The sequence below is a fragment of the Polyangiaceae bacterium genome (genome assembly GCA_016715885.1).
GTDB lineage: Bacteria > Myxococcota_A > Polyangia > Polyangiales > Polyangiaceae > Polyangium.
The window spans coordinates 148,893-174,838 of the sequence record JADJXL010000002.1 but is presented as its reverse complement, the minus strand read 5'-3'; the positions used below and the strand labels follow the sequence as shown (position 1 = coordinate 174,838).

19 protein-coding genes and 1 pseudogene are annotated in these 25,946 nt (G+C 60.6%); 10 read left to right on the top strand and 10 right to left on the bottom strand.

Annotation, left to right across the window (positions count from 1 at the left end; genetic code table 11):
- Positions 1-16: 16 nt before the first annotated feature.
- Positions 17-511, top strand: coding sequence for a polymer-forming cytoskeletal protein (locus tag IPM54_04155; GenBank protein MBK9259007.1), 495 nt, complete (start codon positions 17-19; stop codon positions 509-511).
- A gap of 151 nt (positions 512-662) precedes the next feature.
- On the top strand, positions 663-1,325 hold the full coding sequence (locus IPM54_04150; GenBank protein ID MBK9259006.1) for a hypothetical protein: 663 nt from the start codon (positions 663-665) through the stop codon (positions 1,323-1,325).
- A gap of 2 nt (positions 1,326-1,327) precedes the next feature.
- On the opposite strand, the gene IPM54_04145 is transcribed toward IPM54_04150, so the two are convergent.
- The 3 genes from IPM54_04145 to IPM54_04135 all read right to left on the bottom strand — a co-directional run bounded on the left by IPM54_04145 (position 1,328) and on the right by IPM54_04135 (position 4,728).
- The gene (locus IPM54_04145; protein MBK9259005.1) at positions 1,328-3,652 is read right to left on the bottom strand and encodes a DUF2169 domain-containing protein; all 2,325 of its coding nucleotides are present in this window, start codon (positions 3,650-3,652) and stop codon (positions 1,328-1,330) included.
- An 88-nt stretch (positions 3,653-3,740) separates the two neighbouring features.
- Positions 3,741-4,301: a hypothetical protein gene (locus tag IPM54_04140; protein ID MBK9259004.1), complete on the bottom strand. Its 561-nt coding sequence runs from the start codon at positions 4,299-4,301 to the stop codon at positions 3,741-3,743.
- Positions 4,294-4,728: a hypothetical protein gene (locus IPM54_04135; GenBank protein MBK9259003.1), complete on the bottom strand. Its 435-nt coding sequence runs from the start codon at positions 4,726-4,728 to the stop codon at positions 4,294-4,296. The genes IPM54_04140 and IPM54_04135 overlap by 8 nt, the downstream gene beginning before the upstream one ends.
- A gap of 137 nt (positions 4,729-4,865) precedes the next feature.
- Between IPM54_04135 and tssI the strand changes: the two genes are divergently transcribed.
- Positions 4,866-7,277, top strand: coding sequence for a type VI secretion system tip protein VgrG (gene tssI / locus IPM54_04130; protein MBK9259002.1), 2,412 nt, complete (start codon positions 4,866-4,868; stop codon positions 7,275-7,277).
- Between the two features lie 44 nt (positions 7,278-7,321).
- On the opposite strand, the gene IPM54_04125 is transcribed toward tssI, so the two are convergent.
- The 4 genes from IPM54_04125 to IPM54_04110 form a co-directional block, all read right to left on the bottom strand.
- Positions 7,322-8,263, bottom strand: coding sequence for a nucleotidyltransferase family protein (locus IPM54_04125; protein ID MBK9259001.1), 942 nt, complete (start codon positions 8,261-8,263; stop codon positions 7,322-7,324).
- Positions 8,264-8,333: 70 nt separating this feature from the next.
- Positions 8,334-9,482 (bottom strand): DUF2169 domain-containing protein, encoded by a 1,149-nt coding sequence (locus IPM54_04120; GenBank protein MBK9259000.1) that lies wholly within the window; start codon positions 9,480-9,482, stop codon positions 8,334-8,336.
- A 3-nt stretch (positions 9,483-9,485) separates the two neighbouring features.
- The gene (locus tag IPM54_04115; GenBank protein ID MBK9258999.1) at positions 9,486-10,439 is read right to left on the bottom strand and encodes a hypothetical protein; all 954 of its coding nucleotides are present in this window, start codon (positions 10,437-10,439) and stop codon (positions 9,486-9,488) included.
- A gap of 4 nt (positions 10,440-10,443) precedes the next feature.
- Positions 10,444-11,496 carry a DUF2169 domain-containing protein gene (locus IPM54_04110; GenBank protein MBK9258998.1) on the bottom strand — a complete coding sequence of 351 codons (1,053 nt, stop codon included), beginning with the start codon at positions 11,494-11,496 and terminating at the stop codon, positions 10,444-10,446.
- A 119-nt stretch (positions 11,497-11,615) separates the two neighbouring features.
- Between IPM54_04110 and IPM54_04105 the strand changes: the two genes are divergently transcribed.
- The 5 genes and pseudogenes from IPM54_04105 (at position 11,616) to IPM54_04085 (ending at position 20,521) form a co-directional block, all read left to right on the top strand.
- Positions 11,616-14,216, top strand: a complete 2,601-nt coding sequence (locus IPM54_04105; protein ID MBK9258997.1) for a trypsin-like peptidase domain-containing protein — start codon at positions 11,616-11,618, stop codon at positions 14,214-14,216.
- A 48-nt stretch (positions 14,217-14,264) separates the two neighbouring features.
- Positions 14,265-15,815 carry a lysine 5,6-aminomutase subunit alpha gene (locus tag IPM54_04100; protein MBK9258996.1) on the top strand — a complete coding sequence of 517 codons (1,551 nt, stop codon included), beginning with the start codon at positions 14,265-14,267 and terminating at the stop codon, positions 15,813-15,815.
- A gap of 1 nt (position 15,816) precedes the next feature.
- Positions 15,817-16,518, top strand: a pseudogene (locus IPM54_04095) (cobalamin-dependent protein).
- 349 nt (positions 16,519-16,867) lie between these two features.
- Positions 16,868-18,136 (top strand): DUF1552 domain-containing protein, encoded by a 1,269-nt coding sequence (locus IPM54_04090; GenBank protein MBK9258995.1) that lies wholly within the window; start codon positions 16,868-16,870, stop codon positions 18,134-18,136.
- Positions 18,137-18,169: 33 nt separating this feature from the next.
- Positions 18,170-20,521: a DUF1592 domain-containing protein gene (locus IPM54_04085; GenBank protein MBK9258994.1), complete on the top strand. Its 2,352-nt coding sequence runs from the start codon at positions 18,170-18,172 to the stop codon at positions 20,519-20,521.
- A gap of 21 nt (positions 20,522-20,542) precedes the next feature.
- Here IPM54_04085 and IPM54_04080 read toward each other — a convergent pair whose 3' ends face one another.
- A complete protein-coding gene (locus IPM54_04080) occupies positions 20,543-21,010 on the bottom strand; it encodes a hypothetical protein (protein MBK9258993.1) in 468 nt (155 codons plus the stop codon).
- Between the two features lie 57 nt (positions 21,011-21,067).
- Between IPM54_04080 and IPM54_04075 the strand changes: the two genes are divergently transcribed.
- The gene (locus IPM54_04075) at positions 21,068-21,700 is read left to right on the top strand and encodes a hypothetical protein (protein MBK9258992.1); all 633 of its coding nucleotides are present in this window, start codon (positions 21,068-21,070) and stop codon (positions 21,698-21,700) included.
- 32 nt (positions 21,701-21,732) lie between these two features.
- Here the strand turns inward: IPM54_04075 and IPM54_04070 are convergent, their stop codons facing one another.
- Both IPM54_04070 and IPM54_04065 read right to left on the bottom strand, forming a co-directional pair.
- The gene (locus IPM54_04070) at positions 21,733-22,437 is read right to left on the bottom strand and encodes a dienelactone hydrolase family protein (GenBank protein ID MBK9258991.1); all 705 of its coding nucleotides are present in this window, start codon (positions 22,435-22,437) and stop codon (positions 21,733-21,735) included.
- 43 nt (positions 22,438-22,480) lie between these two features.
- Entirely contained in the window at positions 22,481-24,451 is a 1,971-nt protein-coding gene (locus IPM54_04065; protein MBK9258990.1) for a pentapeptide repeat-containing protein, read from the bottom strand.
- A gap of 127 nt (positions 24,452-24,578) precedes the next feature.
- Between IPM54_04065 and IPM54_04060 the strand changes: the two genes are divergently transcribed.
- The gene (locus IPM54_04060; GenBank protein MBK9258989.1) at positions 24,579-25,922 is read left to right on the top strand and encodes a hypothetical protein; all 1,344 of its coding nucleotides are present in this window, start codon (positions 24,579-24,581) and stop codon (positions 25,920-25,922) included.
- The last annotated feature ends 24 nt before the right edge of the window (positions 25,923-25,946 follow it).

Sequence of the window (25,946 nt, the reverse complement as noted above, 5' to 3'; positions counted from 1 at the left end):
GTAAGCCCTGTCCACCATGGAGCCCAATTCGCCACAAGAAGAGCAAGCTCAGCGCTCCGACGCGTCAGCGAACCGAGCGGCGCACCGGCCCACCGAGATCAATGCCCTCTTGGGCCGAGGAACTCGCTTCGAGGGCAAGCTGTTTTTCGAAGGCCGCGTGCGCGTCGATGGCCAGTTCAAAGGCGAAATTCGCGGCGATGATGTACTCGTCATTGGCGATGGAGCTAACGTCGCCGGTGATATTCTCGTGGGAGCTTGCATTGTCACGGGTGGCGAAGTTTCCGCCAACATTCGAGCGCGCAACGCGATCGAGCTATACGCACCTGCTCGCGTCACGGGAGCTCTGCATGCGCCGGCCATTTTCATCGACCGGGGCGTATTGTTCGACGGAACATGTAAGATGGCACCCCTGGATGAGGTCGATGTGCGAACGACTGCCGCGCCTGCGCCTCCGTCCACTCCTGCTCCACCGACCCCTGCCTCCCCGGCACCGCCGACCGGGAGGGAGTGAACGACGCGTCACGGTCGTCGGACGTCATTGTCATTAGGTTTGACAAACTCGCGTCAATTCCGCCGTCTTTTGGGTCTCTCCACGGTGCGTCGCGACGGGCATGGATGCTGCATTGTAGCTCCTGCATCGCGCCCGCACTTTGGAGACACCTATGCGTATTCGCCTTCGCCACCTGGTTCTCGCTTTGGTAACCACATTCACCATTCTTTTCACGATGCCAATGGCGTCCCAAGCTGGTGATGACGAAGCGACGCGCCTCGAACGTCGTGGACGGGCCGAGCGTTATACGCGTAAAACGACGAGTCCAAAAAACTCCATCGATACCGGCGGAGCGGCCATTTATGTTCACGCTCCCATCGATGTGGTTCGTCGCGTCGTCACGGATTATCGCAATTACGAAAAAGTGATCAAGCCCTTCAAGAAGAGCAAATTGCTTTCTCGGAACAAGGGCATTAGTGAAGTATATTTGGAGGTGCCCATTTTGCACGGCGCCGCCACGGTTTGGGTCGTCGCATTGATTGGCCAACCTGTCGTCGTGGGCAATGAAGAGCAAATCACGGCGCGCATGCTTCGCGGCAACGTCGACGATTTCCGCGCCGTCTGGCACCTGCGCGCGGTCGATTCTCAGCACACGATCGTCAAACTGGACCTGCTCGTCGATCCGAAACTGCCTGCGCCCGCGAGCCTCGTGACACCCGAGTTATGCACGGCGGCAGAGAATGCCGTCTCCGGCGTTCGTAAACAATCCGAAAAGATTTTCCGCGCATCGACGCAGCAAGTCGTCCAAGCGAGCCCTGCGGCCGGTGGAACGTGAAATCAAGCTGATCGGGCAGCTTCGATGGCTGCCGCAAGCTCACGCATACGCGCCGGATCATCCGCGAGCCGCTGCGTCCACACCCTACCCAATCGCATCTGATCCGCTGGTTCCAAACCAAGCTCCTTCAGCACTTCGGCCGTCGTTCCGCGTTCCGCAGCGACCTGCAAGCGTGCGTGGGTATCGAGTCCCACTTTCACACCGAGTTTTTCCTGAACGGCCACGTAGGCAGCATCGTACGTCACGAGAAGCTTGCGCTGTCCGCGTTCGGTTTCGCGCTTGATCGACTCCGACCAATGCTTTTGAACGGCGGACCATTTTTCGTCGGACAAACCATTTTTTTCCAAAAGAGCGTTACGTGAAGGCGCTCGGTGACGCAATTCTGCCTCGAGCGCCGCGCATTGCTCGATGGTCATCGCGGCTGATGCATCGAATTTTTCTTCGGGTTCGGGCGATGCCGCTGGTGCAGCAGCAGCCGGCGCCGGGGCGGCTGGGGCGCTGGCCGATGCAGCGGCTGTCGATGAAGCAGCAGCCGGCTTGACGATGTTCGGAGCCGCGGGACGCAAAGCGACGGGGGCGGGTTTGGCTTGGCCAATAGGTTTGGCGAGGCCGGGTGACGCGGGTTTCTTGTCCGCCGCGGTTGCTGCAGGAGATGCGGGTTTGGCAGGTGCGTCCGCTTTGAGCTTGGGGCCGAGCGGCGCGGGCACTCGAATGGGCGCCTTGGGCGCAACTGGCTTGGGCGCGATTGGCTTGGGCGCGGCAGGCCCGAGCGTGGCTGGTTTGGCAGTCACCACTGGTTTCGGTGCGATCGGAGCCGCCCCGAGCGGCGCGCCAGTTTTGGCGCCTCCGAGCGTTGCAATGGGTTTCGGCGCGCTCGGCGCGGCAACTGCCGGCTTTGGAGCTGCTGCCAGGGTTTTTCCTGCCAAGCTTCCGGCGACGGGCGCTGGTTTCGCTGCTTCCGCCGCTGTCGGTCGTGCCGCGTCGGCGCCGAAACCTGCGGCTGCCGCCTGAGGCGGCAAGTCGACCGTCGTTTCTTCGATGTTCGTGTCGGATTGCGCATGCCCCGGTGGCAGATCCGCCGTTTTTTCATCCTGCGCAAAAGGCGCTCCGAGCATGGCCGGAGGCATTATCGGCGGTGGAGGTTCCGGGGGTGGAGCAACGGGAAGCATTGCTGGGGGTGGCGGAAATACGCCTTCCGGCGGCGGAGGAGGCAAATACCGCTCCTCCACGGGTGGCGGCAGTTTTCCCTGGAACGGCATGTCGGGACCCCGCGACTGCTCCATGGGCGCGGACAGCGTGCCCAATCGCCGACCGCCGCCTGGAACACGCAATGGCGCGGGCGGAATTGCCGGAAGCGGTGCATCGGGCGCTGGAGCTTGGAAAGGCAATGCGCGTAGGATGCTCGATTCACTTTGATTTGCAGGTGCGGCAGGATAACCGCCCGAAGCGGCAGCATCCATTTCGGGCAGAGCCATCGTGTCGCCTTTGGGCGCGGCGAGCACCGTGTCGTAACGCATTTCGAGCGGATGCCTACCGTCGTTCGATTCGCCTTCGATCGGTTCGCCATTTCGTAAAAATCGTTCGATTCGATCGGCGCGGATTTTCTTACCGGCCGAATGCGCTGCCACGACGATCGTGCCCGCACTGGCTCCGTCTTGCGCGTCGACATCCGCGATGCCACGGAACGTCAATATCAAGAGTCCCCGCGGCGCATCGATGCACAACGTGTCGCAACGCAAAATGATTTCGGACGCTTTTCCAGATTGTGGATGAATACGAAATGCCTGAGGTTTTCGCTGCGGCAAGATCGTCTCGGCGCGCGCGTGACCGGGCAAAACGTCACTGAGCACGAGCGGCGAGCCTGGTCGCAAGAGGTCGATCCGTTGCTCGCGCTGCGCCACGTGGAAGAAACTGAAATCGAATCCTTCGGGAGCCGGCCCCGCTGCAATGGCTTCGCCACGAAGCACTGCTGCGGCCCACGCGAGCCCCGCTTCACGCAAAAGCAATCGCCGCGCCGGCGCATAGGGCGGAATGGGACCTCGCGCAGGCATCACGCACGACGATACCTCCACGGTCGCCGTGTCCTCATTGGCACCTCGAAGCACGAGCACATCGACACGAGGCTTGAGCGGCGACAAGTCTTCGATGGCTGCATCCGAATCGTCGGCAAACGCTGTGACTGGCGCCTGCACGGGCGCGACCGTCGCTTCGCCTCCAACGACAATCGTGAAGGTTGCCTTGACGACGACCGTCAACGACCACGCGTTCGGCGCCGACTGCCACGTGAGCGCACCGGCACGAAAGGGACATAGCGACAAGACTTCCACGGCCCGCGGAGTGTAGCGAAAGGGGATTGGGTTGTGGGAAGTTCTTGTTGGTTTGAAAGGACGCACGTCCAGCGCGTCTGCCAAGAGACTACTTTGGGACCTTCACCAAACCCCCGAGCCCAATCGCTTTGCCCTCGCGTTCGATTCGACGCGCCTCGTATTCCTCCCACGTGAGCGGCATCGGAGGATCATCCGAATTCAGGAGAACGCGTTCACCTGTCACGCGCACATCATCGTTCGCCCGTAGCTCGATTCCCCCTGGACGCGCTTCTACGCCAACGTGTCGCGCGACCGTGATCACGTCGCCACTTGCAGCGCGATTGACCGATCCTCCCACTCGCTCCTGCAAATCACCGCCCACATCGATTGAGGCGCCACCCGATGCACGCAGGTGAAACTCTTCGCAATCGAGTGACAAACGCTTGGCCGCACTCACTTCGAGCGACGCACCTTCGACGCGCACGACGGGACCTGCATCGGTGAGATGAATCGTCAGGACACACGCACCGCTCGGAGAACGAAAACGAAGCACGTCGGCGTCCGCCTGCGACTGCACTTCGATCGACCTTCCCGAAGGAAGCACGACCGCACGCGGCGCAAGAGGAGCCGCGCCGCTTTCATTCCCTTGTGATTCGTTCTCGTCACTCATGGCCGGATCCAAGCCGAAGCATCCCGCCCGATCCGAGCGACGCGCTTGCACCTTCCAGCTCGCCGTCACCCTGCACCGCAGCCGCGTCTTCTCGCGCCCGCTCCGCCGCCTTCGAATACGCCACCGAATATCGCATCGATAATCGATACTTCTCCGCCGCCGCGATCCTTTGCCCAGGCGCCGATGCTCGCAGGACTTCGTCTTCGATCCGCTCCGCCCATACTTTTTTTGCATTGCAGAAACGGTCTTCGTCCATATCGAAGCGGCCGAGGACCGCGTCGCGCGGCTCGTCCACGAACACGGCCAAATATGCTTCAATTTCAGCCGTTTGCTCGAGCGATACGCCTTCCGGCGCGTCGTCATCGCCTGCTGCGTGCTCGTCGACTTCGTACTGTCCGCCGGATCCGTGCGTGTCGTGCTGGGACATTGCGAAGGCGAGTTTACCGAGATGCGTGTGGAAGTGAACTCGTATGACGACAACGCGTTCGAATTCGTGGCCATCCGATGTCGATGCAGCTTCCCGTCGTTCGATTCTCCTGAGATGATGTCTGTGGGAAGGACGTCATGGCTGACTACGATTTCCGCTTTGCTTGGGAAGGCGCCGATGGAGCGCCGTGGTCGCATTTGCTCGTGGCTCAGGTTCGTGCGCGTGAGCAAATCTCGTCGCTGTTTCGTTACGAGCTCGTGGTCGTGGCCAAACCTCCGGCCCCCGAAGTCGATCCGACCGATCTCGTCGGACGCCACGGCACGTTGCGCATCAGTACCACGACAAACCCTCCGTGCCGCGTGGTTCATGGCGTCATTTCGGAAGCCGAGGAGCTGTATCCGGTGCCCGAAGGCATGCTCATGCGCGTGGTGCTTTCTCCACCGCTCGTCCGAGCTGCTCATCGCAAGCGATCGCGGATTTTCCTCGAGAAGTCGCTCCGTCAAATCATCGAAGCGGTGCTCGAGACCGACAAGCTCTACAAGCAAGCTCCGGGTATGGTGGTGTCGCCGGATGACGGGACAAACCCTGATTTCTCTGCGGCTCTCGCGCGCTACTCGCTGCGCGTTGCCGACACGACGCGACTCGACGACCCCACCGTTCGTCCGTACGTCGTGCAGTACAACGAGACCGATCTGGATTTTCTTTCGCGGCTCCTCGAAGAAGAAGGCATTTCGTATCATTTCGAGAACGGCCTTGGCATAAGCCTGCTCGTGCTCAGTGATGCCGACGGCGGCCGCGCGCGTCTCGATCCGTTCGATCCGTGCGGCTCCGGCATCATGGGGCGCGATGTGTCGACCATGAAGATCGGAGCGCGGCTTCGTCCGAAGAAGGTTCAGCTCGACGATTTCGATTGGCGCAAGCCGAAGCTCATGCTCGCCACGAACACCGTGGCGCTCGCGGACGACCTCATCGAGCATCACTATCCGGGCGGCTACCAAGATGCGCCCGTTCGCGGCGAGCCGCTCGCGAAGTTCCGGCAGGAACGCTACGGCGTCGAGGCCGAATACGCGGTTGGTCACGGCAAACTCCGGATGCTCGGGGCCGGATCGATCTTCCAGCTCGAGCACAACAAGCCGCGTTACGAAGGCGAGTATCTCGTGACGGCGATCGACATCACGATCGAACAGTCAGGCGTCGCGACGATCCCCGGACAGCCGCAAAACGTGCCGTACGAAGCGACATTCGAATGCGTTCGCCGCGGCAAGGACGGCGTGTCGCAAGAGAGTCGGTACCGGCCGCCGCGCATCACACCGAAGCCGCGAATCGTTGGATCTCAAACGGCTTTCGTCACGGCCGCTCCGGGCACCAAGGGCGTCGAGATCCACGTTGGAGGTCCGCAAGATGGCGAGATCGGCTGCGTGCGTTTGCGTTTCCACTGGGATCGCGACAGCGAGCGCCACAAGAGCGAACCCACTTCTTGCTGGGTTCGTGTGAGCCAAACCTTTACCGGCGCGGGCCTCGGAGCCGTATGGCATCCGCGCGTCGATTCCGAGGTGGTCGTCGAGTACATCGATGGCGATCCCGATCGTCCCATCATCACGGGGCGCGTCTACAACGGTGCCAATCTTCCTCCCGCGCCATCCGTTGGTTCTCCAACGATCAGCACGTTCAAGAGTTTGTCGAGTCCTGGTGGCCAGGGCTATAACGAGTTCATGTTCGACGACGCCGCGGGCGCCGAGCTCGTGCGCATTCACGCCGCGCGCGATTGGAACAGCGAAGTCGTTCACGATCGTAATGAATCGGTCGGCAACAACTCGAGCTCGAGTGTGAAAAACAACCGGACGGAAACGACCGGCGTCAATCGCTCGACCACCGTCGGCTCGAACAACACGGAAATCGTCGGCGCGAGCGAATCGATTTCGATTGGGCAGAACCAATCGACGTCCGTGGGCGTGAACCAGGCCCTGAGCGTCGGGGTCAATCAGAGCACGGTTGTCGGGGCAAACCAGATCACGACAGTGGGGGCAAACCAGACGGTGAGCGTCGGGGCAAACCAAACGACGTCGATCGGCGCATCGCACACGGTTTCAGTCGCTGCTGCACAAACGATTTCCGTCGGCGCATCGCAGACGGAAACGATTGGCGCATCGCACACGATGAGCGTTGGTGGTGCCGACACGGTCAGCGTCGGCGGCGCGCAAACCATCAGCGTGGGTGGAGCACAAACGATGAGCGTTGGCGGCGCGCAAACGCTCACGGCAGGCGGAACGCAAACGCTCACGGCGCCGAATCAAGTGCTCGATGCAGGTGGTTCGGTCACGATTTCCGGCGGCGCCGCGATTACCGCGACGGCACCGTTCACGGCCATTACGGGCGACGGAATGCTGACGCTCACGGGCGCAACGACGATCATGACGGGCGGGTCGATCACCGTCCGTGGTGGCACCATTGCCATCAACGGCGGCGCCGTTTCGATCAACGGCAGTCCCGTCACGGTCAACGGCGGCCCGAGCGTCGACGTATCGGCTGGCGTCATCAAGCTGAATTAGTCCAGCCAAACGATTTCCCCACCAGCAAGCTCAATTCGCTGAGCTCATTCTTCTTCCGGCATCATCTCGCTCTCGTCATGCATGTCGTACTTGCGTGCGACGTCAGGATCCGTTGTCACGAGATACGCATAATCGTCTTCGGTGCCCCCTTTTGGATCGAGCACGACGCCATCCGTCAACATTGCTTCCAATCTCTCCGCCGCTTCTTTCAAGCTCGCGATCATTTCTGGTAGCGTCTTCGCATCAGCCGTGAGCCACTTGTTGCGCCAAAGCAATATGTAACGCCTTACTGCGCCGCGAACGCTGCTCCAAAGCTCTTGATACTTCTCGCGAACATACGGATTGAGCTGATGGGCAAAATCGGAAGACAAGCCTAGAAGCTTGATGAGTTCTTGCACGTCGGTGAGGTCCTTCAACCGATCAGGACTGGTCATGCCCGATGCCAACTTCAATTCGACGAGCGTCGGCAATTGCAGGACTCGAATTCCATCTAGGTCGATCGATACCTGGGATGGTTCCGGAAACACGACGGGCTTGGGTTTGCCGTCCCCAGGATAACCACCGCTCAGCAGGAATTCGATACGAACTTTATTCTCGGTATCTCGCAAATTCTTACTGCGCTCGAACGGAGGAAGATAGCCACGCCCCTCGAGTGCTTCATGAATTCGCTTGATGTCTTCCTTCGAAACGAGGATGTCGACATCCACCGTCATGCGCTGGTAACCGTGCATGAATAATGCCATTCCACCGGCAATTGCGTACGGAATTCCCAACTCATCCAAACGCCTCGCAATCCGGCGAAGCGATTCATGGACCGCACTCTTTTCCTCGAAGTGTAGACTCCCCTGCTTCAATGCCCACCCCAAATCTTCATTGAGCCGATGCTCATATGGCTCGTCCGGCGCTTCACGAAGAGGCAGATGCTTCGGACGCGTAAGCCCTGCCTGATCATCGGAAACCGACTGCTCTGCGAGTCGTCGCGCCATGTGCATGCCTATATAGCAGAAACCGGAAAGTTTGTCACGACCCAGCTATCATCGCCAAGGGCCCCCCGCGTCACCGCTTCTTCCACACGACGCCCAATTCCACGCGCTCGATGAAACTTCGCAGCGCCGGGGCCATCAGGGGAATCACTGCGCAATACGTCAGCGATATGCGCTGCTCGTCCGGCTCGATGCGCACCGTTTGCATCACGGGCGTTAGTTCCAACGCTTTCACGTCCGGCGGCTTCATCGTCATCATCGGCCATTCATTCGGCAGCGTGAATTCGATTCTCGGTGCCGTTTCGTGCAAATTCTCCAGAATCACCAATTCATTGCCGCGCAAGAGCTCCACCGCGAGCCCCGGGGCCGCTCCCGAAAACGCACGCGGATGAACGCCCGCACCATTTGGCGTCCACGATTCCAAGAGGTCCTTTCCATCCGCAAAGCTCGCCTCGCGAATGGGCCTTTCCGGCGGCGCATGCGGCACCATCGATCCCACCATCCGATGCATGCGCGGGTAGTTGCGATGATTGACCCACCCCATCGACGCCGATATCGGTGCGTCAATCCATTGTTTCACCGTCGGAACGAACAGTCTGTCCGGCAAAACCGGATCGCTCGGATCCTCGATTTGTGGCAATGCCGCCCCATCGGCTCGAAATCGATCCACATCGACAAACCAACCCACGCCCAAGTGGTTGCGCGGATATGCATAGAGCCCAGTCAGCGGCTTCGGGACGCTCGCCGCAAGACCTCGCGGCACCGGGTCGAGCCGCTCTTGCGCCCACACGTCGTAACCACCGTACGCGACGCGCGGCGACAGCGGAACACGCGTGAACGATTCGGTCGGCGTAAAGCGCACGGTTCCATCAGGACCAACCTCGACACGCCGCGGCCCGATGACCGACAAGCGCCGCGCCATCTTCCCCACGGCGACCGATACGAACGTCTCCTTTGCTCCAGAAGGCGCGTGCGCATGGCCCATCACGACCACATCGGTTGCAACCTTCTGCGGAAGTAGATCCGTATCGTCCTGTAGCTCCGTCGGGCCCGTGATGTCCATCAGCGGCACTTCACGAAGCGGCACCTGCACATCGGCAAGCTCGAGGCGCGAGCGCGCCAACGCCGCGAACGAGTAGGTCCGTTTTACCACGCCTGCAAGGGCAAACGTCGTGTCGGCCTGCCTGACGAGCGCTACTTTTTGCTCGAATGATCGCACCATGAATCAATTGGCTGCTTGGTTGATCTGTTGCTGTTCGGCACGCAGGTCCATCGCGTCGCCAACGGGTCCCGACACCGGGACGAACTTGTTCAGCACGGTTTGTCCGGCATCACCCCAGTTCCAGTTCATCGAAGGCAAACCATCGCCGGCCATGACGCTCTTGAACGTCTCGCCAAAGTCGACGCCGAAGCCATCTTTGGCCGTGTTTGCCGCAAGCCCGAGCCATCCGAATTTGCTGCCCGGCGGATCGAAGAAGAGCGCGCCGACGAACTCGTCGCGAACGCTCTTGTTGATCGCGTTCGAGATGTTCTGAAAGCCCTCGCGGCCAGCCGTTTCGATGCCCTTGTCGCGCAGCTCGCCGACGATTTCATTCTGAAATTGCCTGTACGCGGGCGCGAGACCGCTCTTCGAAAACGCGATGGGTCCGTCGCCAAACCCTCCGGTCGCGAAGAAGATCACGAGATCGATCGCGGCTTCCACGAGGTACCGAATGACGCCTGCTTTGTAGTCTTCCGGCGATGGTGTCGTCTGCACCGTACCGTCCTGAAAAACCAGCGACAGCGGCAGCATGCAGAATTCCCAGCACTCGGTGTTGATCGAGATCGGTCCCGTGATCGCCGTGGGGGCTGCTGGAGTTCCGCAGATGTGCACGGCGAGGCGCGGGAGCCAGCACTTCTGTTCGCCGAAGATGATGTGGATCGGCGTGAACATGTCGAGCGGATCGGGACTCACGCCGATGTGCGGCCACAAGAACTTCGGGTTGTGTTGATCGACGACCGATGGTCTGCCGCCGTTCATCAACACCGTCGGTTGCTTGTTGCCTCCGAGGATGAAGGGATGAACCGCCGTGATGCTCACGAAGAACGTCGACACCACGAGCGGTGGAAAGTGAAGGCCGACATGGCCATCGACACCGACGACGTAGAGCCCCGCTTGATCGTGGAAGTTGTTGGCCATGGTTTTACCTCGATGCTTCTGCCTGCGCGCGCGGCGGATTCGGCACTTCGGGAAAATGATCACTTGGTTCGAGAAAGACTTCGCGTCGTTCGTGCTGCACGAGGCCGAAGCGGAAGCTACAGCGATACACCATCCGCACTTCGGCAGCTTCGGCGTCGATTTCGACCGTGTCGAGACGCGGCTTCAGTCGAAAGAGCGCTCGTCCGAGGATCGCGCGAACGCTCACGGGCACTTCTGGAATGACGAACGCGAGCGTTTCGCCTTTCGGTCGCATGCCCGTCAAGACGATGTTCGTTCCCGGCTCGATCGCTGGAAAAATGAGCCACGGGGCCGCTCGACACGTCAGCCGTCCCATGCGGTTGAGGTCCACTTTGTCGCCGTCGTTCAGCACCTGCGTGCGCAGTCCGCCGTTCATCGGGTACGGTGCGAAGCACACGGGCTGCGGTTTGTCGTCCCAATTTTTGATGGGCATGTCGGGGTGCTCTAGCTGCGGAAGCGGCTTCTCGATGGCTTCGTGGCGTTCCAGGTAAAACCCAAGGCCATCGGCGTTGAACGGATACGCCGTCGTGAACTCGGGCGCGAGGCATTGACGCCCGTCACGTTCGATCATCGATGTTTTGCGTACCAACATTCCGCCATACGCGGCTTCCCAAGCCATCGGCACGCGATCGAAGGGCAAGGGAGCGGTTGCCGAGAGCGCTCCAAACATGCCGTCGCGCCACACGCGCGGACCGAAAGCACGAACGCGACGCGTTTCGCTTCCCACGCTGATCGTTGCGTCGGCTTTCGTGGCTTTTCCCGATGGCGCGTACACGAATCCCGACGCGGTCACCGAAACGCCTTGTCGGATGAAGATGTCGTCGGCCGGCTCGATCCTCGCCTGCCCTCGTTCGAGCGGCTTTTGTACGTACGAAAGGCGCAGCGTCGGCCCCGCCAGAGTTTTTCCTTCTGGAACGGGGGTGATCGCGAACGTGACGCCTGCCAGCACCAAGGCCGTCAAATCGTCACCGCCTTCGGCGCATGGAACGAGCGCGCTCGGCAGAGGTGTGTGGTTCACGAAGCGCATGGGGAAAAGATCGCCGCGGAAAAAAAGGCGCAGCACCGGTGATCCTAACCGGGTTTGCTCGAAACCCCACTTGCTTTTCTTCGTCCCCGTTATCGCGTTACTATCGCCTCGTGACGTCCTCTGCGCAGCCCGCCACCGAGGCCGCGATCTGGCTCGCCTTCGCTCCCGGATACGGCCATTTCACCGCCGTTGCAATTGGACCGCGTCACTTGCTCACGGTCGCAAGCCTCACGGAGAACGCTCCGTACGTGAAGCTCATGCGCGCCGGCGAGCAGGTGCGCACGGCGGAGCTCGAACGCGTGTGCGCGCCAGAAGAAGGAGATCTGGCCGTCTTGCGCGTCGACGACGAGTTGCCGCATGCGCTCGAGCTCGTTGCCCCGGACGAAAGTGGAGCCACCCAAGAGAACGTCGACGTCGAGCTCGTGGGGTACCGCGACTGCTTGGACAACGCGCTCGAGAAGCGCGCCGTCGTGCTCCATTGGACGAGCGCCAAGCTTCTTCCGGACGAAGAGGGTTTGGCGCCGCAGCTCTCGGAGCCGCTTGGGAACAACGAGGCTGGTGCCCCCATACTCGATGCGCGTCATCGCATTGTTGGGATTGCGTTCCAAGGCGAGGATCTCGAAACGTGTTTGGTTTTTCCCATCAAACGGCTTTACGAGCTGAACCGAAAATGGAAAATACCCGTTGGTTCGGCGGCGCAGAACGAAATCAAGTCGCCAACGACTGCGCAATCGCTCGCGCTCATGCACATCGTCGCGGCACAACACGACGAACAGCGTGATGGCAATCCCGCCGAACGGATCGAACATTACCGCGGTGCATTGCGACTCGATCCTCAATGCGGCGCCGCGCATCTCGGCGTTGCTCGCGACAAGAGCCGCCTCGGCGAGCTCGACGACGAGGTTTTCCATAGTTTGGGACGCGCGTGCGAATTGCTTTCGGCGTCGGAATGGTCACCCCAATGCCGCGATCGAAGCTTGGCGAATCTGCTGTGTTCCTCGAAGCACTTGCACGGCGTCGTCACGGCGGTGCGCGCGGATCTCAAGAAAAACTTGCCGCTCGCCGGATGGGCCGCTCTGGGGCGCGCCATCGATGATCTCGTACAATACCACTATGGCCCCCAAGGAATGCATTTTGCCTCCGAAAGCGAGGACGGCGGGGCCGAAATGCCACGATTGCCAGAAAAAGCGGCTGGCCGTGTGCTGCTATGGACGGGACAGCCGCGAAGCGTGATTGCGATTCCATCGCATGATCAGCCCGACATTCTTCGCGCTGCGGCATTCCTCCTCGTCGACCACGCCGAGCAAGCTCTTTTCTGGCTCGACGATCCCGAAGGCGGCGAGAACGTCGAGGCCAATCGGTTGGAAATGACCCAGCAGCTCGTGGCCGCGATGCGCTGGATCGCGCGGTGCCGCGAACGCATGTACGACAAACCGCTCGAGCGGGAAATTGCCGAAAAATATGCCTCCGTCGTCGGAAAGCTCATGCCGGGCGGGGACGTCTTGTCGTGGCATGCCAATGCGCTCGCCAAAGTCGCGCATGGCGATATCGATGGCGGTATCGAGGATCTCGATCGGGCCATTCGAGGTTTGTCGCCCATTGCACTTCCTGGCCGTTGGTCTCGTGAATTTCCAGGGCTTTTACCGACACCGGCCCAACTCGTCGCCACCTTCGGTGAATTGGTATTGGCCCAGGACAAACCCGAGCTTGCACGGCGGGCACTCGAAAAGCTCCCAATGCCGGCGACGGATGACGTCAACGCGCCGGATTTCACGCGCATCGAGGGAGAACTGCGCGAACGTTGCGGCGTCGAACCGGATGCCGAAGTATCGGCCGACCGAGCTCTCGCACGGGCAAACCGGGAACATCCACATGCCGTGCGGCTCGCTCGAACCCTGGCGTATTTCGCGGTCGCTCCACTTCCGTGTCAGCGTCTCGGCGACTTTGCCACCGCGCTTCCGTACCTCATCAAGCTCGGGTTCATGCACGAAATGAACTACAAGCCCTGGTACGATCCTACGTTCCGCTTGCGCGTGCAGGAGCTTTGTACGGCCGAACAGCGCACGACGGCGCTGCACGATGCGCTCGAGATCATCCTGGCAAACTATGCTGAAAACACATCTCGCGAGCGAGCAGAGCTTCTCCCGCACATCCTCGAAGTCACGCGTGTGGCGGCCGAGCACGAGGTGGATCTGCCGGCGGTGACCGACCTCTTGGCACGCGCAGGCAACCAACGGGCGCGCGAGCTCGCGTACGCCGACGCGCGCGACCTGCTCGAACGCGCTGCTGCGACGGCCGTGCGCGCTTCGGCAAGTTTGGATCTGCGCGCCGAGATCGACATGGACCTCGGATGGGTCGAGCTTGCATCCGGTGCGTTTGTCCCGGCACGCGACTATCTGGAACGAGCGCTGCGCTTCTATACGGAGCTCGCTACGAGCACGAACGATCGTATGCCGTATCGACGCATGGCGCGCATTCACTACAGCCTTGCCAAAGTCGCGCTCGGTACGAACGACACCGACGCCGCTCGCACCCACGCAGCTCGGGCCCTCGAACACGCCGAACGAGGCTTCGATCCTGGCTCGCGCAAAGCGGTCCAGATGTACACGACGCTCACGCACATGTTCATCCAGCTCGGCGATGCGCCGCGCGTGCATCGAGCACATGCGCGCATGCCGGGACGTGAATCGAGTTTGTCGATCGAGGCGTGATCCACGCGGCGTTTGACATTTCGCCGCATACGCGCCATCCCCTGGCCCATGGCCAAGGTTCCGATCGATCAAGCGAAAGTCGACACGTGCCGCGCGGCGGCAGGTTTGATTGCCGATGATGTTCAGCGCTTCATCGACAAACACACGACGGTCGGAGTCGAACGAACGGTTGCACGCGCGTATGGCGTGACGGGCGCGGATCCTCAAGGAACGCCGCTGGCGAATGCGCTCGTCGATCGGATCCACCAGGCTGGTTTGACGGGCATGGGTGTCGCGTACTTCCTGGGTCGAGCGCTCGTCGAAGGAGCGTCGTCGGTGCAAGAAGCGGCCGAGCAGATTGCGTATGGCGGCGCGCCGATCGTCGTGGACGACCAGGTAACACGAGCGGCATGCGCGGCGGCGCTCGAGCAGGAAACCAAGCGAGCGCTCGAACGCATCGACGAAGCGCGCAAAGTGCGTGAAGAGCGAAAAACTCGCTATCCCGCACCCCAAATTCCTCTCAAGTACGTCATCGTGGCGACGGGAAACATCTACGACGACGCGGTGCAGGCAAAAGCTGCGCGTTTTGCGGGCGCCGACATCGTGGCGGTCATTCGAGCCACGGCGCAATCGCTCTTGGATTACGTGCCCGAAGGACCCACGACGGAAGGGTATGGCGGGACATACGCCACGCAGGAGAATTTCCGAATCATTCGTCGAGCGGCGGACGAAGCGAGCGACGAGATGGGCAAATACTTGGCCCAGACAAACTATTCTTCGGGTCTTTGCATGAGCGAAATTGCGTGGATGGGCGCCGTCGAACGGCTCGACATGCTGCTCAACGACGCCATGTACGGCATCTTGTTCCGCGACATCAACATGGAGCGGACATTCATCGATCAATACTTCTCGAGGCGCATCATTGCTCGCAGCGGCATCGTCATCAACACGGGTGAAGACAATTATCTGACGACGGCCGATGCCGTCGAAAAGGCGCATACGGTCCTCGCATCGCAATTCATCAATGAAGCATTCGCACTTCGAGCGGGTCTCGCGGAAGAGCAAATGGGCCTGGGACACGCCTTCGAGATCGACCCTTGGCGCGAGGATGCATTCTTGTTCGAAGTGGCGCAGGCGCAGCTCATCCGGCAAATCTTCGATCGACACCCGATCAAATGGATGCCTCCCACCAAGTTCAAAACGGGTGATGTTTTTCATAGTCACGTCCACGACGCCATGTTCAACCTCGCGGGCGTCATGACGAACCAATCCATCGCGCTTCTCGGGATGTTCAGCGAAGCCATTCATACGCCACTGCTCATGGATCGGTATTTATCCTTGAAGAGTGCTCGCTACATCTTCGATACGGCACGGCATTTCGGCGACGAAATTCAGTGGAAGCCGGGTGGAATCGTCGAGCGTCGTGCAGCGGAGGTCTTGGATAGCGCCACCGAGCTGCTCGAACGCGTGCGTACCGACGGCATTTGGGATGCCATTGGCTGGGGCGCCTTCGGCGACGTCAAGCGCAAACGAAATGGCGGCAAAGGACACGCGGGCGTGGTCGCACGTCATTCCGAATATTTGAATCCAATCCTTCAAATGCTCGAAGGAGGCAAGTGAAATGGCAAAGTGGCTGCGCGCTTATGGCGACCGCGAAGGCGATGGGATGGTCCAAATGACCTTTACGCTCGCGGTTCTTCCGGGTGATCGAGCCAAAGAGGCTGCGAAGCGATTTGCCGAATCGCATGGCCTTCGCGAGCCGCTCATTACGGCGATGGAACAATGCTCGCAACAGCACACGTATTTCGTCGTGTATGGGCATTCCGATCACCGCGTCGACCTTGACGCAATCGACGTTGCCGAACTTCCACGAAAAGAGATGTCGCGCGAAGACATCGAGAACATTGGGAAAAAGCTCGGTCGCAAGATCGTCGTCGTGGGCGCGTGTACGGGCTCGGATGCACACACCGTCGGCATTGACGCGATTCTGAACTACAAGGGGTTTGCGGGCGAAAAGGGGCTCGAAAGCTTCAAGTGCTTCGATGCGCACAATTTGGGCGCGCAAGTCGAAAATGCAGAATTGCTAGAACGTGCCAAGGCGATTGGAGCGGATGCGATTTTGGTGTCGCAGGTGATCACGCAGCGCAATTGCCACAAGGAGAATGCCGCAGCGCTCGTGGATTTGCTAGAAAAGCAGGGCCTGCGGCGCAACGTGCTGCTGCTGCTCGGAGGCCCGCGTATCGACCACAAGCTGGCGCTCGAATTGGGATACGACGCGGGATTCGGCCCGGGGACGAAGCCGTCTGCCGTTGCTGCTTTCATTGCGTCGCATGTGTACGAGCGAGCGCGGGGCGAAGCCCCCAACGGGCGTGCAGCCTCGCGAAAACACCCCCCTACCCCCCCCCCCCCCCGGCCCCCCCCCCCCCCCCCCCCCCCCCCCCCCCCCCCCCCCCCCCCCCCCCCCCCCCCCCCCCCCCCCCCCCCCCAAAAAAAACCCCCCCCCCACAACCAACCAAAAACACCAAAGGACTAGCTGAAAGTTTTTGCGGAGTTGAGCGAATTTTGTCACTTCGCCTGCCCATTTTCGGCCGTCGCTTTCGTGCGATCGTCGACTGATCCGACGCTCTGACTCGATTCTCATTGCGGCACGAGCATTGCACTCGCGCACGCGCATGAGTTACCCCAACCGCCGACGTTTTCTAGCTGGCCTTGGCGCGACATTGATAGCTGCCCCCGTGCTCGGAACACTATCCCGAGACACGCGTGCGGCATCCGTGGCTCGCCGCTTGGTCGTCGTATTCTCTCCCAACGGAACCATTCACAAACATTGGCGCCCGACTGGAAGCGGCACCAATTTCTCGTTTCCCGCCGGCAGCATTCTCGAACCTCTCGCGCCGCACAAGAGCCGCGTCATCGTCTGCGATGGTCTCGATTTCGTAGGCGCCGAAAATCACGAAGCCGGTATGGCCCACATGCTCACCGGCGGCGGCGGTCTCGGTACTGCCACCAATGGCATGAGCCTCGACCAATACGTGGCCAAACAAATTGGTCAAAGCGAACGATTTTCTTCACTCGAATTCGGCGTTCAAACGAGCGCGTGGGGTGGCGGCGTGCAAACCCGCATATCCTACTCGGGCCCGGGGCAATACGTTCCCCCGGACGACAGCCCGAAGAGCATGTATACCCGCATGTTCGGCGACGCCGCGGGAGGCCCCGGACAGCTCGATGCAGCCCTGGCGCGCAAAAAGAGCATCCTCGACCTCGTCGGCGGCGAAATCAAAACGCTAAGGTCGCGCGTCGGCGCCGATGAGCGCGCGAAACTCGACGAACACCTCGAAGCATTGAAAAAAGTCGAAAATGGTCTTCAAGGGCCTTCGTGCACGGCCCCCGTGGCGCCTCCGAGCGTGAGCGTGTACGACAACGACTCATTCCCGACCATTGGGCAATTGCAAATGGACTTGCTCGTCATGGCCTTGACCTGCGGCATGACGCGCGTCGCTTCACTGCAATGGAACCACACCGTCGGCCCGGTCGTCATGAGCTGGACGGGCGTATCGGAAGGGCACCACGGTTTGTCCCACAGCGACGACGGCAATGCGAAGGGCGTTGCCGATTTCGTCGCCACCGAACGCTGGTATGCCCAGCAATTCGCGTACCTCATCGACAAACTCGCCACGACGCCCGATCCCGACGGCGGCAATTTGATCGACACGACCGTGGTTCTATGGTGCAAAGAACTCGGCGACGGGCGCATGCACGACTGCAAGTCCGTTCCCTTCGTCCTCGCGGGCGGCGGCTTGGCCACAGGCCAATACCTGAATTTCGGCGGCAAATCGCATACCCACCTCTTGGTATCCATCTGCCAAGCTTTGGGTTTGTCCAACACCTCGTTCGGAGATCCTGCAAAAGGCTCCGGACCGCTCGACCAACTCTTTGCGTGAAACCCTGGCAGAAAATACGAGAGGACCAAACCCATGCGTACTATCTTCCGCTCTGCCAAACCCTTGCTCCTCGGAGCTGCCGTCACGCTCGCCGCATTCGCCGGTTGCTCGGATGACGATAGCGGTACGAACAACCCCGGTCTCAATGCAGGTTGCCCGGACGACCTCGAGTTTTTCCAGGCCAATGTCTACGAGCCTCTGCTCGACAAGTATTGCTTCTTGTGCCACCGCGAAGGAGGCCTTGCCGGCAATAGCCGCCTCAAGCTCGTGCCGAAAGACGAAGCCGGCGCGCTTCAGAAAAACTTCGATATGGTCAAAGCATTGGCCGCCGAAGAAGTCAATGGCACGTCCATCATGGTTCTTCGTCCGTCGGGCAAACACCCGAATGGCCATCCCGGTGGCGTCATCTTCCAACCCGGCAGCCCCGATTATTCGACGCTGTCGCTCTTCGTCACGCGCGTCACGCGAGGCCAAGGGTGCGCGGCGCCCGTCGAAACCTGCACGTCCGTCGAACCTGGGCCGCGCGTCTTGCGTCGCCTTTCACGCGAGGAATACGACGCGACGATCAAAGACCTCTTCGGCATCGAATCGCATTGGGGGCACGCATTCGTTCCCGACATCGTCATTGGAGGATTCGACAACAACGCCAATGCTTTGCGCGTGAGCCCATTGCTTGCCGACCAAATCGCTCGCGCCGCAGAAGAAATTGCCACCGAGGTCATGAAAAACCCGGCGAGCGTGCTCCCGTGCGATCCGGTGGCCGAAGGTCCCGTGCCTTGCGCCACGAAGCTCATCGAAACCGTGGGCAAACGAGCATTCCGGCGTCCGCTCGCCACGACCGACGTCGATCGCTACCTGGCGCTCTTCCAAAAAATCTCTGCAACGGAAGGGTTCAACGAAGGCATTGAAGCCACCATTGCCGCCATGCTGCAATCGCCGCATTTCTTGTATCGCGCCGAGCTTGGCGATCCAAACTTGGCGGCTTCGCCTTCACGCATTCGCCTCACGCCGTACGAAATTGCCACCGAGCTATCGTACATGCTTTGGGGCACGATGCCCGATGCGGAGCTCATGGCGGCCGCCGATCAAGGCAACCTGGAAACGGAAGCTCAAATTGAAGCGCAAGCCAAGCGGCTCTTGCAAGACCCGCGTAGCGACGCCATCATCGAGCGGTTCGTATTGGGCTGGCTCGAGCTCGATAGGCTCGATGCGTCGCCCAAGGATGCCGCGACGTATCCCGAATGGAACGAGCAGCTCCGCAATTCGCTGCGCACCGAAACGCTCACGTTCGTGAAGCACGTGATTCGTAATGGCAATGGGACGCTGCCCGAATTGCTCGATGCAGCCTACACCTTTGCCAACACCGAAGTCGCGGCGCATTATGGAATCCCGGCCCCCGCGGTGCCTCCGGGCGAGTTTGGCCTGGTCGACCTTACCGGGACGAATCGAGCCGGCATTCTCACGCACGGGAGTATTCTGGCGACGCACGGAAAGCCCGCCGGGTCGTCGCCGGTTCATCGAGGTAAGGTCATTCGCGAGCGTCTGCTTTGCCAGCCGCTTCCTCCGCCGCCTCCGGGTATCGTCGCGCAGCCTCCGCCCATCGATCCGACGAAGAGCACGCGTGAGCGATATGCGGCGCACACGACCGAATCGCTCTGCCGAAGCTGCCACGAGCTTGCCGATCCCATTGGATTTGCTTACGAGCATTTCGATGGCATTGGTCGCTACCGTGCTGACGAAAATGGTTTGCCCATCGACGACACGGGTGAAATCCTTTCGACTTCGAGCACCAACACCAAATTCGAAGGCGCACCGGCGCTGGCGACGATTCTTGCCAACAGCCCCGACGTGCAAGGATGTTACGCTCGGCAATGGATTCGATATGGCTACGGGTTGCTCGACGAAGGACCGCTGTCGTGTCTTTCGAACAGCGTCGCGAATGATTTCCAAAGCGGAAACCTCAAAGTGCTCGACTTGCTCGTAGCGCTCACCAAGACGCCGCATTTCTTGGAGCGACGCGCCGATCCCATCGATCCGGGTTCGGTCGATCCGACGGGCGGTGCTGGCGGCATGGGCACTGGCGGCGCTGGATCTGGCGGCGAAGCAGGCGCTGGTGGCGATCCTGGTTCCATGAGCCCCGTTGCGTTTTCGACCAATGTCGATAACGATTGGGGCACCGGCTATCAGCTTTCCGTGCAGGTGACGAACATCAGCTCGGAAAAGATTACGTGGACGGTGTCCTTCAAGGTCGATGGCAAAATCGACAATTTGTGGAACGCCACTTCCACCGTATCGGGCGACGTGACGACGTTCAAGGGAATGGATTACAACGGCACGCTCGAGCCGGGACAATCCACGTCGTTCGGATTCGTCGCCACCCGCTGATATTCTGTACCGCCCTACCAATCACCTACCCTTCTTGAAGCGTACGCCATTGAGCGTGTGCGTGCAGCACATGCAGGTCGGCGTCAGATCCTGCGGCCCGAGATCAGGGTCGACCATCTGTAGAATGCCGCTTTCGTCGACGAATAGCCCACTGTAGTAGCTCGTGTCGCCAATCAAAACGACGGCACGTCGTTCCTCTTCGCGCAGCGCGACGAGCCAAAAGATAGGCTCTGTGCGGTCCAATCGAGCAACGGCCTCACGATGGACGCTGTCCCATTGGGAACCTACCTTCGACAGGAGGAACATGAACAGCGGCGTATAATCGAGGCCGCGCTGCTGTTTGCCGTGCATGGAGCCTTGGCTTCGCTCGGGCGATTCCTGCTTGGCATTTCGCTCGTGGCGGAAGTCGCCGCCAAAGCGGTGATGAACACCGCGCGCCGTGGTGTTTTTCTTTCTATAGAGCGGCTGTTTTCGCGTGCGGTCCACCATGCGATTGTATCATGCGTCGTGCGGCATGAGCGTTTCTCGCGTCATGCCTTGCAGCGCATGGTCGACGAGAAAGACCCTGCGGCCGAGAAGATGGCAGCCGCGATGCTCGTGCGCCGACGAGAAATCGATCGACGAAATTCCGTCGCAGGTGCATCATGGTCCCTGCCCCTTCACATGCCACTGCCCTTCGAGATTCTCCTTCAAGCTGACCACAATATCCTCGTTCGGACGGGCGCGGCGATCGTTCAGGTGCGAAATGGCCCTCTGACCTTCGGCGTAATGGAACGCATGGAGCAACAGTTGCGGCTTTGGCGAGCACGTCAATCGGGTCCAATCGTGTTCATCATCATACTGGAAGCGGGGGCGCCACCCGCGACGGGTCCACTTCGCGAACGTCAGCGTGAAGCCATTCAGTCAATGATGAGTGGAGATCGAACCTACATTGCCACGGCGCTTCTGGGATCAGGGGTCATCTTGTCCCTGCAACGTACCATTGCGCGAGGATTGGCCAAGACGAGCCCGAGAATCAACGTCACCGGCTCGGTGCAGGATGCAGTGCGTTGGGTCGTCAAGACGGTACCCGGTGGTTTCGAGGAAACTCGGTTGCGCGAAGTCGCCGAGGAGGCTCGCGCGTTGCTTCGGGATCGCGATCCACCCGTGCCATTGAGTACTCGGGCGCTCATCGAATGATGGGCGGTGGCGGGGAATGCGTCGAGATGCGATTACGTGTGATTTGCGAAAAAAGCGAAGATACGCTGCCAAGCTTGTTCGCGAATACCAGCGTCCCGAACGGGGTCGACGTCGAGGAGCGCACGCGTGAAAAACGAAGCGATGGGGTGATTGCCATCGCATAAAAAGGCGTGTCCAGCGCTCTCGAATACGTGCACCTCGGGCTCGACGCCGACCGCGGCGAGGCGTTCACGGAGCAGATTCGGGGCTTTGCGGAAGGCTCGGTCGCGCCCGGCATAACAGCCGATGGTCGGGCCAATGCCGCGCAAAACTTCGGTGGGGGGAATGTCGCCATAGTTGGTGCTCACGGCGGCGAAGGCGTTTCCCACGGCCAATGCGAGGCCTCCGCCGAGGCAAAACCCGATGACGGCGGTTTTTTCGCGCGGCGTGCCGGCACATTTGGCGACTTCGTCACCTGCTGCGCGCAATACATCGATCATTTCGCCACGGCCCGCCGCGAGCTCACGCATGGCCTGCGAGATGCACAGCGGCTTGAATCGTTGCTCGAACAAGTCCGGCATCAATGCGGCATAACCCTGCTCGGCGATTCGCTGCGTCGCGCGTTCGATTTCCGGTGCGCGCCCGAATATTTCGTGCACCACCACAATGGCCCCTCGGCATTGTCCAGATGGCATGACGAGGTATCCGGTCCGCGTTCCGGATGGCGTGGAAAAGCGGATGTCTTTCGTCGTCAACATACACCCATTTCCTTCATCGGCAGCAATTCGTCACGCCCCGAGCTTATTTTTTCTTGCCAATCGCTCGCGCCAGCTCTTCTCTATCGATGGTCGCATTCCACGTTTCGATGCGGTACATGTTCGCGTCACGCAAGATGGCGCCACGTAAATTGGCATCGCTGAGCGATGCGCTCGTCAAGTTCGCATTCTCGAACGATGCGCCCACGAGACGTGCATACCGAAGACTGGCGCTCGTGAGGTCCGCCTGAGCGAAGTTCGCGCGTTCCGCAATGGTGCGCTGAAAACTCGCTTTCGCCAACTTGGCCTCGCGAAATTGCGCATCGCCGAGCGTTGCGCCATCCCACACGGAGCTCACGGCATCGATACGCTGAAATGATACGCGATTGACACGCATGGCATCCGCATGCGCGCCCGTCATGACGGCATCGTCGAACGTGATGCCTTCACCCGATACATCGTAAAGCCATGCTTCGACGAGCTGCGCTGCAATGAAAGACGCTCGATCGAGCACCGCGCCCGTAAAGTCCGCACCACCAAGCTCCGCTCGATCGAATACGGCGCGCCGAAATGCGCCGCCGGCGAAATGAGCTCGTTCGCAAATAGCTCCGACAAACACCGCACCATCACCGCGTGCCCCCGTGAGCTCGGCTTTCACGAACGATGCACCGGACAATTCCGCGCCGTCGAAGGTGGCTCCCGTCAAATCGGCTCGATCGAATTTCGCCGATGCTCCACGAATACCTGAAAAAACGGCTTCCGCTGCGTGCACTTCGGTCAAGTCGGTCCCTTCGAGCCGCGCGCCGCGCAAGTTTGCTCCGCACAAATTCGCCTTGGAGAGGTTTTTCCGGGATAAATCCAGGCCCGAAAGATCGGCATCGCGAAGGTCGAGCCCCTCGAGCGATTCGCCTTGCGAAAGACGCATTTCCACGCGACGTCGCGCAGTCATCGTCGGCGCTTGTTCGCGCGCCGGAGCAAACGGAGACGCATCGGGTTTGCCCGCCGCAAACAATTCCGATTGCGACATGATGACCGTACGCTCTTCCGTCAAAGCCGGCTGCGCCGCGGGCGTCGTCGAATGCCCCGGCGGCAAAGGATTCGATTCGACGTAGGCCGGCATCGGCTGCGTGCCAAACGCTCCTGCCGGCGGTCCCGCGGGCGATGGAAACCCTTTCAGCGTCGTTTTGCGCTCAAACAATGGTTTGGCCGGTGCAGGCACCTTGACCTGCACTGGTTGCGTTCGCGCGGCAGCCGGCGCGGGCCGCGGAGGCGCAGCGGGAGGCGGCGGAACCGATGCGGGACGAGGCACCGCGGGCATGGTGCCTGGCACTGTGGTGATCTGCTTCCTCGAAGAAGTATGGGCGATCGGAGGAGGTGGAGGCACCGATGCAGGACGAGGCACGGTGCGCTCGGGCGTTCCAACACGTGCAGCAATCGGTGCCGGAGGAGGCGCTGCAGCGGCTGGATTCATCGCTGGAACGGGCGGCGGCGGAGGCACCGATCCTCTTCGCGGCGCGACCTTATCATCCCCAACCTTCACCGTCGGAATGGGAGGCGGCGGAGGAACGGAACCTCGGCGAGGCACGGGGATCGTGGGCGGCTCGGGCAAACTCTCCGGCGGCGAGTGCTTTTCGGTGATTGTCGGAAAAGGACGCCTCACGGATGCAGGCATCGGCACCGATGCAGGCATCGGCACCGATGCAGGCGGCACCGACGCAGGCGCGGGCGTTGAAGGCGGCGGGCGATCAAAGGGCTTGGTGATGGTGTTGCCCGATAGCTCGCGACGCTCGTTGTACACTTCGATCGCGTCATCCGACACGTCGAGCGTGGGTTCATCCAGGATGAACCCTCCACGAGGCATCTTCACCGCGTGCGCTCCTGGCTTTTCGTGCAGCGCCGCTGCCCAGGCATCGCGGCTCAGAACCGTCGTCACCGCTTCGAATGCAGCGTCGTCGTCTTCGTCCTCGTCACCCTGCATGCGACGTCGAATGTACCGCGCAAGCGACGCGATCGCCAAGGTCGAATTTTTGTTTTTCGACGGTGGAAAGTCCGTGTTTGCAGAGCCCAAATCAGCGATGCTGTCATGGGCTCGCTTTCGCGAATCGACGATTGTTCACGCCTTACTTTCTCGCTCGAGGTGCACAATGAGCGCAGTCAAACCCATCGCCGCACTTCTGTTATCGCTCCTCCTGGGATGCTCGGGCGGCGCATCTGCATCAGGTACCGATGCAAATGACATCGATCCGAACAACCCGGATCCGACCAACCCCGACCCGAACAATCCTGATCCCAACAATCCGGATCCAAACAATCCGGACCCGAACAATCCTATGCCGAACGCGTTGTGTCCGGCAGGCGCGGGAGGGATCACGGTGGCTGGAGACAAACGTTTTCTCTTCGGCATGAACTACGCGTGGGTTGATTTTGGCGCCGACTTTGGCGGGATCGCGAGCTGGGGCCAAAGCGGCGTATCGAGTCGCGCTGGCGAGCACGCGAAGAATCTCGAGACGATGCGTGCAAACGGCGCGGGCGCTGTGCGGTGGTGGATGATGCCGGACTTCCGCGGTGATGGTGTCGTGTTCGATGGGAGTGACAAACCTTCGGGGCTCGGCGGCACGATGACGAAGGATCTCGAAGAAGCGCTACGTATCGCCGACGAGGCCGATACGTACCTCATGCTCTGTCTCTTCTCTTTCGATGCGTTTTTCCCGACGCGCGACGTTGGAGGTCAAAAGATTCGTGGAATCTCGCCCATCGTGCGTGACGCATCGTCGCGTGCGATGCTCATCGACAACGTGATCCGGCCGCTCGCGAAGGTCGTGAAGAGTAGCGCATACGCGCATCGCGTCGTTGCTTGGGACGTGATCAACGAGCCTGAATGGGCGATGATGGGTTCGAATCCGTATGGGGATCCGAACTACGATCCGATGTCGGGCATCGATCCTGTGACGCACGAGCAAATGGAAACGTTCGTGTACGAAGTGACGAAGGCGCTGCATGAAGAAACGGATTCGCCCGTGACGGTGGGCAGCGCTGCGGTGAAATGGGCGAACGCTTGGAAAAACGTGGGGATCGATTTCTACCAGCCGCACGTCTACGACTGGATCGATCAATATTGGCCTTACGACAATCCGCCATCGGTGTACGGGCTCGACGACAAACCCGTCGTGATTGGTGAATTCCCCGTGGAGGGACTTTCGAGCGCTTCGCTCGGGACGATGCTCGAAACGCTGTATCAAGTGGGTTATGCGGGGGCGATGCCGTGGGATTTTCATCTCGCAGGGTCGCACGACTGGACGACGATGTCGGCATTCGCCGCTAAGCACGAATGTGGTGGGGTGATGAATACCAATCCGGACCCGCCGGAAGAATGTGTCGATGTGCCCCCGGACAACATGTACACGTGCGAGCAGCAGGCGGGTTGGGGCAAGTGCAACGAGCCTTGGATGCAGGGCTTTTGCCTCGAAACTTGCGGCAAGTGCATGTAGCGGTCGTTTTTCTTTGGCCAACTT